General features: G+C 67.5%; 1 protein-coding gene. It reads right to left on the bottom strand.

Translation table 11 applies throughout. From position 1 onward, the window contains the following. Positions 1-289 (bottom strand): VUT family protein (locus E5W87_RS34435; protein WP_292408110.1); only part of this gene is annotated, 289 nt, incomplete at both ends.

The raw sequence follows: 289 nt of genomic DNA on the forward strand, positions 1-289 counted from the left end.
CCGGTAGGGGATCAGCGCTACCACCGCGATGATCAGCTTCACGCCGAGGTCGCCGAGCGCCCATGATACCCAGCGCATGGCTTCGACCGGCAGCACGCCCATCAGCGGCGCGGTCTCGAGCGCGAAGCCATCGTTCGGGCCAGCGAAGGCGAAGGCCGCCGAAAAAGCGACGGTGAAGAACACGGCGGTGTCGAACACCGAGCCGACCAGCGTGCCGAGGATCGGCGCGCGCCACCAGCTCTGTCGGCGCAGCCGGTTGAACACGGTCACGTCGAGCAATTGCGCGATC

The organism is Mesorhizobium sp., from assembly GCF_004962925.1.
Taxonomy (GTDB): Bacteria; Pseudomonadota; Alphaproteobacteria; order Rhizobiales; family Rhizobiaceae; genus Mesorhizobium.